The 12,108-nt window shown below is 42.6% G+C and carries 10 protein-coding genes; 5 read left to right on the forward strand and 5 right to left on the reverse strand.

Features of this window, described 5'->3' with window-relative positions:
* Positions 1 to 17: 17 nt before the first annotated feature.
* From H3V00_RS02320 to H3V00_RS02330, 3 genes are all read left to right on the forward strand, one after another.
* A complete protein-coding gene (locus H3V00_RS02320) occupies positions 18 to 920 on the forward strand; it encodes an ABC transporter permease (RefSeq protein ID WP_037393450.1) in 903 nt (300 codons plus the stop codon).
* The gene (locus tag H3V00_RS02325) at positions 917 to 1,711 is read left to right on the forward strand and encodes an ABC transporter ATP-binding protein (protein WP_037393448.1); all 795 of its coding nucleotides are present in this window, start codon (positions 917 to 919) and stop codon (positions 1,709 to 1,711) included. The genes H3V00_RS02320 and H3V00_RS02325 overlap by 4 nt, the downstream gene beginning before the upstream one ends.
* 66 nt (positions 1,712 to 1,777) lie before the next feature.
* Positions 1,778 to 2,350: a pseudouridine synthase gene (locus tag H3V00_RS02330; RefSeq protein ID WP_100125589.1), complete on the forward strand. Its 573-nt coding sequence runs from the start codon at positions 1,778 to 1,780 to the stop codon at positions 2,348 to 2,350.
* A gap of 86 nt (positions 2,351 to 2,436) precedes the next feature.
* Here H3V00_RS02330 and H3V00_RS02335 read toward each other — a convergent pair whose 3' ends face one another.
* The 4 genes from H3V00_RS02335 to H3V00_RS02350 all read right to left on the reverse strand — a co-directional run bounded on the left by H3V00_RS02335 (position 2,437) and on the right by H3V00_RS02350 (position 8,076).
* Positions 2,437 to 3,279, reverse strand: a complete 843-nt coding sequence (locus H3V00_RS02335) for a MetQ/NlpA family ABC transporter substrate-binding protein (protein WP_037393445.1) — start codon at positions 3,277 to 3,279, stop codon at positions 2,437 to 2,439.
* Positions 3,280 to 3,439: 160 nt separating this feature from the next.
* A complete protein-coding gene (uvrA, locus tag H3V00_RS02340; protein ID WP_084551875.1) occupies positions 3,440 to 6,268 on the reverse strand; it encodes an excinuclease ABC subunit UvrA in 2,829 nt (942 codons plus the stop codon).
* 123 nt (positions 6,269 to 6,391) lie between these two features.
* Complete coding sequence (locus tag H3V00_RS02345) at positions 6,392 to 7,720, reverse strand: MFS transporter (protein WP_232335894.1); 1,329 nt, start codon at positions 7,718 to 7,720, stop codon at positions 6,392 to 6,394.
* Positions 7,721 to 7,749: 29 nt separating this feature from the next.
* Complete coding sequence (locus tag H3V00_RS02350) at positions 7,750 to 8,076, reverse strand: hypothetical protein (protein ID WP_025330635.1); 327 nt, start codon at positions 8,074 to 8,076, stop codon at positions 7,750 to 7,752.
* Between the two features lie 258 nt (positions 8,077 to 8,334).
* On the opposite strand from H3V00_RS02350, the gene H3V00_RS02355 reads away from it, so the two are divergent.
* Positions 8,335 to 9,198 (forward strand): DMT family transporter, encoded by an 864-nt coding sequence (locus H3V00_RS02355; protein ID WP_198206550.1) that lies wholly within the window; start codon positions 8,335 to 8,337, stop codon positions 9,196 to 9,198.
* A gap of 78 nt (positions 9,199 to 9,276) precedes the next feature.
* Here H3V00_RS02355 and H3V00_RS02360 read toward each other — a convergent pair whose 3' ends face one another.
* Positions 9,277 to 11,232, reverse strand: a complete 1,956-nt coding sequence (locus H3V00_RS02360; RefSeq protein ID WP_198206549.1) for a LysM peptidoglycan-binding domain-containing protein — start codon at positions 11,230 to 11,232, stop codon at positions 9,277 to 9,279.
* Between the two features lie 159 nt (positions 11,233 to 11,391).
* On the opposite strand from H3V00_RS02360, the gene H3V00_RS02365 reads away from it, so the two are divergent.
* On the forward strand, positions 11,392 to 12,090 hold the full coding sequence (locus tag H3V00_RS02365; protein ID WP_078475548.1) for a class I SAM-dependent methyltransferase: 699 nt from the start codon (positions 11,392 to 11,394) through the stop codon (positions 12,088 to 12,090).
* Positions 12,091 to 12,108 lie beyond the last annotated feature (18 nt).

Here is a 12,108-nt window from a genome sequence, read left to right on the forward strand (position 1 = left end):
TTTGTTAATTGGTTAATATGTCTTCTATAGCTTTATTTGGTGCTTTAGAAAGCGGGCTGATATATGCTCTCGTTGCTCTGGGTGTACTGATTTCATTCCGTATTCTGGATTTTCCTGATTTAACTGCCGATGGCAGTTTTCCGCTCGGCGGTGCTGTATTTGCCATTTGTGTTACCCATGGTATTAATCCGTGGCTGGCTACTGCACTTGGCGGAGTTGCCGGTGCATGTGCCGGTTTGGTAACAGCATGGCTGCATGTTTCTTTAAAAATCATGCAGCTGTTGGCCAGTATTCTGGTTATGGTTGCTTTGTATTCGGTTAACCTGCGTATTATGGGTGCACCTAATTTGCCTTTACTGGATCAGCCCAGTGTATTTACGCCGTTTTTTAATGCAGACGGAAGCAACCAGTATTGGGTGCAGCCGCTGGTGATTTTTGGTTTTGTGCTGGTTGCCAAATTTTTTCTGGACTGGTTTTTTGCTACAGAAATTGGCTTATCAATGCGAGCTACCGGCGTAAATGCACGAATGGCTCGTGCTCAGGGTGTAAATACTTCACGTATTTTGCTGTTAGGCATGGCGATATCAAACGCATTTATTGCCTTGGCTGGTGCACTATTTGTGCAGACTCAGGGCGGTGCAGATATATCAATCGGTATTGGCACGATTGTCGTGGGGCTGGCCGCGGTGATTATTGGCGAAACCCTGATTCCGGGAAAACGGTTTATCATCATTACACTGGCTGTTATAGTGGGGGCAGTACTTTACCGTGCATTTATTGCGCTGGCGCTGGGCAGTGATACATTGCAGCATATAGGCTTTGGACCGCAGGATTTAAATCTGGTTACAGCAATTTTAGTTGTACTTGCGCTGCGTTTGCCGGCAATCAAAGGTTACTTTAAAAGGAAATTCAAAGCATGATGCGCGCAGATAATTTACGCCTCACATTCAATGCGGGAACACCAATTGAAAATCCTGCTTTGCGAGGCATGAGTTTAAGTATTGCGGATGGTGAGTTTGTTACCGTTATCGGCAGTAATGGTGCCGGTAAATCTACTTTTCTTAATGCCATCAGCGGTGACACCATGGTGGATTCCGGTACGATTACTATCAATAGTAAAGATGTTACCAGTGAACCTGCTTATAAACGTGCGCCATTAGTAGCACGTGTTTTTCAGGACCCTCTTGCCGGTACCTGTGAAGCCTTAACCATTGAAGAAAATATGGCTCTGGCACTGCGGCGTGGCAGCAGTCGTGGTTTGCGTCCGGCTATTAAACGTCAGTATCGTGAACTGTTCCGTGAAAAACTGGCAATGCTTAACCTGGGGCTGGAAAACCGATTGAGCGACAGAATTGGTTTGCTTTCCGGTGGGCAGCGACAGGCTGTCAGTTTGTTGATGGCATCGTTGCAAAGTTCTAAAATTTTATTGCTTGATGAACATACAGCTGCACTGGATCCTAAAACTGCCGCTTTTGTACTGGAGCTGACTGACCGTATTGTGCGTGAAAATAAATTAACTGCAATGATGGTAACACATTCGATGCAGCAGGCCCTGGATCACGGATCACGTACTGTCATGCTGCATCAGGGGCGTGTGGTGCTGGATGTGGCTGGTGACAAACGTGCCGGTATGAGTGTGGCGGATCTATTAAAGATGTTCGAACATACTCAGGGCGAAAAAGTATCTGATGATGCTTTATTACTGAGCTAAACCTCGTGTGTTTATAAAGCAGGCTGTCAGCATTCCTGACAGCCTGATTTTCTGATTGGAAGCATAATGTCTGTACCTGAACTGATTGTACTGAATAAACCCTATGGTGTGATTTGTCAGTTTAGCGCTCATGAAAAACATCCTACTCTGAAGCAATATGTATCATTACCGGATGTCTATCCGGCAGGCCGGCTGGATGCAGATAGTGAAGGATTGCTTTTATTAACTGCGAACGGACGTTTACAGGCAAAAATTGCTCATCCTAAGTATAAACTGATAAAAACATACTGGGCACAGGTGGAAGGTAAACCGGATAATGAACGCATACAGCAATTGGCTGGCGGGGTAAATCTGGGCGACTTTATTACACAGCCGGCTCAGGTTCAATTGGTTAGTGCTGCTGATAGTGCCCGTTTATGGCCGCGAGTACCGCCAATTCGTGAACGCAAAACAGTAACTGATTTCTGGCTGCAAATTCGAATCAGTGAAGGTAAAAACAGGCAGGTACGACGCATGTGTGCAAAAGTCGGCTGGCCTTGTTTACGTTTAGTGCGAGTAGGAATAGGGCAGCTAGATGTTTTTTCCCTTAAGTTACCTTTGGGAAAGTGGCAGGCTGTGAATCCAAAAGATTTATCATAAATATTTTTTGAATTGCCATAAATTAAAAATAACCCTTATGTTACAAGCATAAGGGTTATTTGTATTTCCTAAAATGAAATAATTAATCAGAATGCAGGGATGATGGCACCCTGATATTTTTCTTCAATAAATTTTTTCACTTCAGGTGAAGTCATGGCCTGTTTTAGTTTTTGGATTGCATCACGGTTTTCATCCCCCGTGCGGACAACCAGAATATTTGCATAAGGAGAATCTTTTGATTCAATAAATAAAGCATCTTTGGTTGGAACCAGTTTGGCTTCCATAGCAAAATTGGTATTAATTACAGACAGAGTAGCATCATTTAAAGTACGCGGTAACTGGGGCGCATCCATTGGTGTAATTTTAAGATGTTTCGGATTATCAACAATATCACGTACAGTAGCACTGATACCGGCATCTGCTTTTAATTTGATTAAACCGGCTTTTTGCAGCAATAACAAAGCTCGGCCACCATTGGTAGCATCATTTGGAATAGTAACCAGACCGTCATCTGGTGTTTCACTGAGTGCTTTTACTTTTTTAGAGTAAATACCCATCGGTTCTACATGAATATTGGCAATCGGTGTTAACTGCATTTTGTGTTTCTGGACAAAATCTTCCAGATAAGGTTTGTGCTGAGAGAAATTAGCATCTACATCTTTCTCATTCAGGGCGATATTCGGACGTACATAGTCAGTCATCTGAATGATTTGTAAATCAATTCCTTCTTTTTCCAGTAATGGTTTAGCTACCTGGAGAATTTCTGCATGAGGAACAGGTGAAGCAGCAACTTTCAGTATTGTTTTATCTGTTGTTGCAGGAGTGCTGCCAGAACTGGCGGCCGGTACGGATTCAGTTTTCTGAGTACACGCTGTCAGTACCGTACTGATTGCTGCCACTGACAATAATGCAAATAACAATTTTTTCATATTTAACCTTGAGTAAGATACGCAATAGAAATATACAGCTGAACATTAACACAAAATGCATGTTACTTGTATTTTTTACATGCATGTTTACTTTGGTTAATAATTCTTTTAACTGGTAATTAAACTATGCGGCCGATAACAGCCGCACAGTTTAATTTATTTATTTGCCAAGCATTGGCTTAAGATATTTTCCGGTATAGCTTTTAGGATTGGCTGCAACTTCTTCCGGAGTACCTTCCGCGATAATCGTACCGCCTCCATCGCCACCTTCCGGACCCAGATCAACGATATAGTCAGCTGTTTTAATTACATCCAGATTATGTTCGATAATAACAATACTATTACCTTTCCCTTTCAGGCGATGAATAACGTCCAGTAACAGAGCTATATCGGCAAAATGTAAGCCAGTGGTTGGTTCATCAAGTATATAAAGTGTCCGCCCGGTATCGCGTTTGGAGAGTTCCAGCGCCAGTTTTACCCGTTGAGCTTCACCGCCGGAAAGTGTAGTGGCAGACTGTCCTAATCGTACATAACCCAGTCCTACGTCCAGCAATGTCTGCAATTTTCGTTTAATTGTTGGTACAGCATCGAAAAATGTACAGGCTTCTTCTACGGTCATTTCCAGAATTTCACTGATATTTTTGCCTTTGTATTGTATTTCTAGTGTTTCACGATTATAGCGTTTACCATGACAAACCTCGCAGGGTACATAAATGTCGGGAAGAAAATGCATTTCTACTTTAATAACACCATCACCCTGACAGGCTTCACAGCGTCCGCCTTTTACATTAAAAGAGAATCGGCCAACTGTATATCCGCGTTCGCGAGACAGTGGTACCCCAGCAAACAGTTCGCGGATGGGTGTAAACAGGCCAGTATATGTGGCAGGATTAGAACGCGGAGTCCTTCCTATGGGAGACTGATCAACATTAATGACTTTATCCAGATGCTCCAGTCCTTTGATATCTTCATAAGGAGCTGGCTCTTCACTGGCGCGATTTAATTCACGTGCAGTAATTTTTGCCAGTGTATCGTTAATCAGAGTAGATTTGCCGCTGCCGGAAACGCCGGTAATACAGGTAATCAGGCCGAGAGGTAAGGTAAGGGTTACATTTTTAAGATTATTGCCACTGGCACCGCTTAATATCAGTAAGCGCTCTTTATCAACCGGACTGCGCTGTTCCGGCATGCTAATGGCTTTTTCTCCGCTCAGATATTGTCCTGTTATGGATTCTTTGCATGCTGCCACCTTTTCAGGTGAAGCTGCGATAATAACTTGTCCGCCATGCTCACCGGCACCAGGTCCCATATCGACAACAAAATCGGCGGCACGGATAGCATCTTCATCATGCTCAACGACAATTACGCTATTACCCAGATCGCGCAGATGTTTCAGTGTATCGAGGAGGCGGTCATTATCGCGCTGATGCAGGCCGATAGATGGTTCATCCAGTACATACATGACACCTGTCAGGCCGGAACCAATCTGGCTGGCCAGCCGGATACGCTGAGCTTCACCACCAGATAAGGTTTCAGCACTGCGTGCCAGACTCAGGTAATTCAGGCCGACATTAATCAGAAAACCAAGGCGCTCATTAATTTCTTTAAGAATTTTTTCAGCAATCTGTTTTTTATTACCTTCCAGATTCAGATTCTGGAAAAAATCCAGTGTGGCTGTTAACGGCCATGCATTGACATCCGGTAATGATTTTCCGCCTATATAGACATATCGGGCTTCTGTTCGCAAACGGGCACCGCCGCAGGCCGGACAGGCTCGATGACTTTGATACTGGGCTAATTCTTCGCGTACGGTAGCGGAATCTGTTTCGCGGTAGCGCCTTTCGAGATTGGGCAGAATACCTTCAAACGGATGACTGCGGGTAAATTTTGTGCCCCGTTCAGACAGATAGGTAAATTCAATCTGCTCTTTACCGGAACCATAAAGAATAATATTCCGGATTTCTTCCTTTAATTCATTAAATGGCGTATTAACGTCAAATTTAAAATGATGTCCGAGTGACTGAATCATCTGGAAATAGAAAGTATTACGTTTATCCCAGCCCTTGATTGCTCCTGCGGCCAGCGATAAATCCGGATGCATTACTACTCGCTCAGGATCAAAATAATCCATGCTGCCGAGTCCGTCACAACTGGGACAGGCTCCGACAGGGTTGTTAAAGCTGAAAAGACGTGGTTCGAGTTCCTGCAGACTATACGAACATACCGGACAGGCAAAGCGTGCTGAAAACCAGTGTTCTTTACCACTATCCATTTCGATGGCCAGAGCACGCTCATTACCCAGACGTAGTGCAGTTTCAAAACTTTCAGCCAAACGCTGTTTGATATCCGCGCGTACTTTTACCCGGTCAATAACCACATCTATATCATGCTTGATGTTTTTTTGCAGTTTTGGTACTTCTTCAATCGCATATACCTCACCATCAACGCGAACCCGTGCAAAACCCTGTACTTGTAAATCAGCAAAGTATTCAAGAAATTCACCTTTACGACCGCGCACTGCCGGAGCCAGAATCATTACCCGGCTTTCTTCAGGCAGGTTCAGTATATGGTCAACCATCTGGGAAACAGTCTGACTGGATAAAGGCAGGTTATGTTCAGGACAATAAGGTGTGCCGACACGTGCATACAATAAGCGCAAATAGTCATGAATTTCAGTGACTGTTCCTACGGTAGAGCGCGGATTATGACTGGTTGCTTTCTGTTCAATGGAAATAGCCGGTGACAAACCTTCAATTAAATCAACATCCGGTTTTTCCATCATTTGCAAAAACTGGCGAGCATAAGCCGACAGGCTTTCTACGTAGCGTCGTTGTCCTTCTGCATACAAAGTATCAAAAGCCAGCGAGGATTTACCACTACCAGACAAACCGGTAATGACAACCAGTTGATGACGGGGAATATCCAGATCTATATTTTTAAGATTGTGTGTGCGTGCACCGCGAATATGAATCGTATCGTTATCTGACATAATGCCTTGCCCAAACTAGCTGGATAAAAGAGGATACCGGCTTTAATTAAATTGCTGTTTATTAAAACCATCCGGTATTATACCTATTTCAAAACGCTAATTTAAAGCTATCAGGTAAACGTTTTAATATTTGCGTAAAATAAATTCCTTAAAATCAATACGTAACTCTTGATTTCGCCATAAGTAAATTAAAACGGGCACATTTCCCAGCGCCACAATCATGTATAAGGCATTAATACTGTTAAACAGCCAGATAAGTACAGCGCTTAATATGGCTGCACAAACCATAAACAGACCGTTGATAATGTTATTGGCAGCAATTGCATGCGAACGGAACTGATCGCTGCTGGCTATTTGCAGCCATGTATATAACGGCAATGAGAAAAAGCCGCCGAAAAAACCAATACCGATTATGCAAATGATTATTGCCATGCTGTCCGGTCGGCCGATAAATGTACCGATACCGGCAACTGGCAGATTAGGTTGTGACGGTGTGAACCATACCAGTAGCAGACCGAATATACTCAGGCCGATTGTCCCGATCACAACCAGACTAAGATGTAACTGATGGCGGCTAATCCGTGCACAAACAATTGAACCCGTACCTATACCGAGGGAGAAGAGTGTTAGCATTAAATTAAATACAGCCTCGTTTCCACCAAGATTCAAACGGGTAAAAGTAGGGAGCTGGGTTATATATACAGAACCAATCAGCCAGAACCAGGAAATACCGATTATGGCAATCCAGAGATTTTTTTGCAGATAAGTTTGCCGAAGTAGCTGTTTTGTACTCCGCATGATGTTTGAATCAATATATTGCTGTGGAATTTGTGCAGGTACCCTTGGCATAAATATACTGGCAATCTGCCCCAGAATAGCGACGAATAGCAGGATACCAAACAGCCATGCTGTATTGGTGCCAGCCAGAATAGTACCTAAAATCTGCCCGAATAATATTGATAGAAAAGTACCGCTTTCGATCAGGCTATTACCGTTGAGTAGTTCATATTTAGGGAGATATTCTGGTAATACCGCATATTTCAACGGACCGAACAAAGTAGAATGTGTACCCATCAGAAACAGGCATAACATCAATATTGTGACAGACTGCATCCAAAAGCCGACACCTGCTATCAGCATAATGCAGATTTCCGCAGTTTTTATCCAGCGCGCCAGAATGGCTTTATCCATTTTATTAGATAATTCACCAGATAATGCAGAGAAAAGAAAAAAGGGCAGAATATACAGCAGGGCACCAGCATTCAGCATCTGGCTTGCTGGTAACCATGAATTAGCGCCAAGCCCATAAAAGCTGATTAAAACGAATAATGAGGTTTTAAACAGATTATCATTAAACGCACCAAAAAACTGAGTACCAAACAGCGGTAGAAATCGTCTGGTACAGGCGAAAGCAAACTGGTTGCCGGATGGAAGCATATCAGGTGTAGACATAAATAACCTTACCAATACATATGTTGTGGTTACAGGGTGCCGGTGAGGTCATTCAGTATAAAATGCTGACCACATAAGATGAGATATTGTTGCTGTAAACGCCCTATAATATTGTTCTCAGCATCACAAAGCTGAACATAATCGGCTTTGCGAAACCAACGAAGACTGTCCTGAACTGATAATTGCTGCAATATCTGCCATTGTGCCGTACAAGCTTGCTGGTCTGTTTCATCAGCCTGTGCTTTAACAGCATAATAGCCAGTAGCTCCATCAGTATAAGCTGAATTATCTTCATCCATAAGTACCAGAAAACCAAGATGGCAGTTATCCGGACTGTTAATACTAAAATAAAACATAGTCAAAAATTTCTTTTAATTCATAGAAGAGCTTAGCCAAATTATTTATTCTGCTGGGAGGATTCTAGCAGTTTATAAATGTTTGTGTATGCTAATATGCATGCTTTTGTGTACAGAAAAGCGTACTGGCTTTGAAACGTATTACAAATAGACATGATATTTGGTTAACACACTGATAAATATTTGTTCAGATTGATTGAATCATGTATTTAAAACGGGTCAGTGCGCAGAATTTTTAGTTTGTTTTAGTTTGAAATTATGCTTTATCTCTTAATTGCTTCATTTATGTGGGGTAGCTCGTTTATTGCTACAAAAATGGCTTATGACATGCTGGATCCGTCACTTGTGGTACTCGGCAGGCTGATATTGGCAGCAGTAGTTACCTTACCCATCACGTGGAGCTATTTTAAAAACTATAATGTTATTTCCAAAGTACAACTGATCAAAATTATCGGACTAGGATTGCTGACATATCCTGTAACTTATCTGTTACAGGTTACAGGTTTGAAACTTATTCCTGCGGTCAATGCGGTCACCATTATTGGTATGGAACCAATTATTATAGTACTGGTGGGTCTGATTTTTTTTCGCGAAAAAACACCATTGCTGGTATTTATACTGGGCATTGTGGCTTTTATAGGAGTGCTGCTGGTAGTAGGTAAACCAGAAAAAGCCAGTGGTAATACTGCTTTGTTGGGAGTCTCGCTGGTATTTACTTCAACTATTGTCATGGCTTTCTGGATACGTTTGTCACAAAAGTTACTACGCGAAATAGATGTTAAGATATATACAGCCTTAACGTTGCAAACGGGTACTGTATTTGGTTTGCCGTTTATGCTGTTTCTAGTTGAAAGCTGGGATATTCATTATTCTTTTCAAGGTATTGGTGCTATAGCTTATCTGGGTATCGGATGCAGTCTGGTGGCCGCATGGTGCTGGAATAAAGGGCTGGAAAATGTTTCTGCTAGTGTGAGCGGGATATTTCTGGCTATGGAACCGGTTTTCGGAGTAATAACGGCCATTCTGTTATTGAATGAAACAGTAAATATACAGGCTTTTGCCGGTATTGTTATGGTTATCGGAGCGGCAACTACCTGTATATTTATTCCAAAAAAGAATTAAATTTATATAGCTAAAAATAAAAGGTTAGTGAATGCACACTAACCTTTTTTAAATTAATTGCAATGACATGCTGTAAAATTACAGATTGGTCAGCTTAATTTTCTGACCGGGACGTAATACTTGTTTCCCATGTACTTTTTGCAATTTACTTACAGGAATATTCAGGCGCTGAGCTATGCTGCTAAGTGTATCGCCTTTTTTTACCGTGTATGAAACAGGGACTACACCGGATTTAGAGTCTTTACCTTTGCGTACAGCAGCCAGCATCCGTTTATTATCCTGATTCGGGCTAATTTTCAGTACCTGACCAACCTGCAGATTATGACCGCGCAGATTATTGGCAGTAACCAGATCAGCTACATTGATATTATAGCGCTGGGCAATTGAATACAATGTATCACCCTTATTCACTTTATGAGCAATATTACTGCGTTTGTCCGCAACGTTGATGATATTGCGTAGGGTGCGTTCATTACGGTTTTCAGCCAGACGAGCAGCAGTCTGAGCTTCTTCACGTTCAGCCTGTGCCAGTGCTTTTTGAACAGAAGCCGCAGCAGCTGCCTGTAATTGCGCATCCTGTGCAACCTGCATCAGTGCATCCTTATTGTTTGCAACAGGAGCGGGCAATTCAGCCGGGGTTGCTGCGTTTTCAGCCACGGTTATGGTTTGGGTTTGTACTGTTGTATTGACCGGTGACGGCTGGTCAGTATTCAGTACAGTGGATGTTGTGGTTGTAACTGTTTCAGTAAGAGCTGGTACAGATACATTGCCGGTATCAGTAACTTTATCAGCCTGAGCAACAGTAGTTGCTGCCGGATGAGTCACAAACGTGCCCGGAGGTAATACTGGTTTTGCCATAGCAATATTCAGTAATGGATCTGTATCACTGTTGCGGAAAGAATCCATAAGCTGAGTGTTCAAACTATTTTTACTGATAAGCAGGCTGCGACCGGCTGGTACAGTATTGCTGGACAAATTATTCAGCCGCTTGATTTCTGCACTGCTCATTCCGGTTTGTGCAGCTAAATCAGCTACACTGGTGGTTGAATATGCTTTAAAGATATTCCATGAAAGCAGAGTATTTTTATCTGCGTTGCGGTAATTGCGTTCAAAAGTATTTACTGCGGTAATCGGCAGCAGCATTTTACGATTTTCTTTAGGAATAAAAACCGGACTCTTGAAACTTGGATTAAGAGTTAAAAATTCTGAAGTCGAAATATTCGCCAGTCGGGCAGCTGCATCAATATCAATTGGCTGATCAATGCTGATTGCTTCAAAGTAGGGACGGTTCGGTACAGAAACCAGATTAACACCAAAGGCCTGCGGATTTTCGATAATATTCCGCACAGCCAGTAATTTCGGCACATAATTGCGGGTTTCATTTGGCATGCGCAGATTTTCATAGGTAGGATCTATACCGGCCAGCTGGGCACGTTTGATAGCCTTACCAACATTACCTTCTCCCCAGTTATAGGCCGCCAGAGCCAGTGACCAATCACCAAACAGGCTATAAAGATATTGCAGATAAGTTAAAGCAGCATCGGTCGCTGCATATACGTCGTGACGACCATCATAGAGATTAGTCTGTTCCAGCCCGTACTGTCGACCGCTACTGGGCATAAACTGCCACAGACCGGAAGCTCCTACCCGCGACTGAGCCTTACTGACGAAAGCACTCTCAATAAACGGCAGTAAAGCTACTTCAGCCGGCATCTGGCGTTTTTCTGCTTCATTTACGATGTGATATAAATAAGGCTGACTGCGCACAACCGTGCGGTTAAAGTAATCGCTGTGGCTTGAATAATACTGCTCCTGCCGGCGAATAATTTCAGGATTAACCTCGGTCATACGGAAATCCTGACGCATGCGCCCCCAGATATCATGATTAGAATACGTTTTTCCTTTCAGGGTAGCCGCATTCAGATTCATTATTGATAAACCAATGCCATTACTGGTGTAAGATTGGGCAAATGATAATGAGGGAGCAAGTATCAGGCCAGTAAGTGCCAGTACCATATGCTTCAATTTAGCCATTCGTTTAACCGTAAAATTTGTGCAAAATCCTATTAATATTAAAGAGGAAATTCTTAACGGTCAAGGATAAATCCCTATTTTTACAGTAATGATGTAAATGCAATAAAATGATTCAATGGTCTGCAGCTTAGATTTAATATGGTACATAATGGTGTTTGAATGAATACTCAGCAATTGGAAAACTGGCTGGCCGAACATAAATTTGGTCTCTATTTAAGCCGGCTGGAGCAGCAGTTTATCCTGCATAAATTAGCAGGGTTGCGTTTTGGCACCATATTACAATGCGGTATATCACAATGGCAGTTCCAGCATGTTTGTGCAGCTGAGTCCCAGTATATTATACAAAGTAATATAGCCGATAGTGGTACAGCAGTTATTGCTGAATGTAAGGCCTTACCCTGGGCTCAGCAAAGTATAGATACCATTATCTGGCCTCATGGTCTGGATACTTTATCCGATTATGAAGATTCTATAGCTGAAATAGCTCGTGTTCTGGTGCCCGGCGGGCATCTTGTACTGACCGGCTTAAATATTCATGGATATTGGCGCCTGTTTTATCAGAGCAGCCTGAAAGGTCATTCTGCTTTAAAGTTATTGTCTGCCCGTACGGCTGTTGATAAGATGCAACGCTTTGGTCTGTTTCTGGAAGAAGGCCAGTTTATGGGTTATGGTATTCCGGCCTGTTACGGTGATAATCACAAGGCTATAGAATATATAGGTAATCGCTGGTGGCCACATTTGGCAGCTGTTTATGGGCTGGTACTGGTTAAGCGAACTGTACCGCTCACTTTAACTGTGCAGAATGCAAATATGTTGCTCAATCCGGCACCATCAGTTGCTTTGAAAAGCATAGAATAAGAGCGATAAATTCACTCT

The organism is Snodgrassella sp. W6238H11 (assembly GCF_016100525.1).
GTDB lineage: Bacteria > Pseudomonadota > Gammaproteobacteria > Burkholderiales > Neisseriaceae > Snodgrassella > Snodgrassella alvi.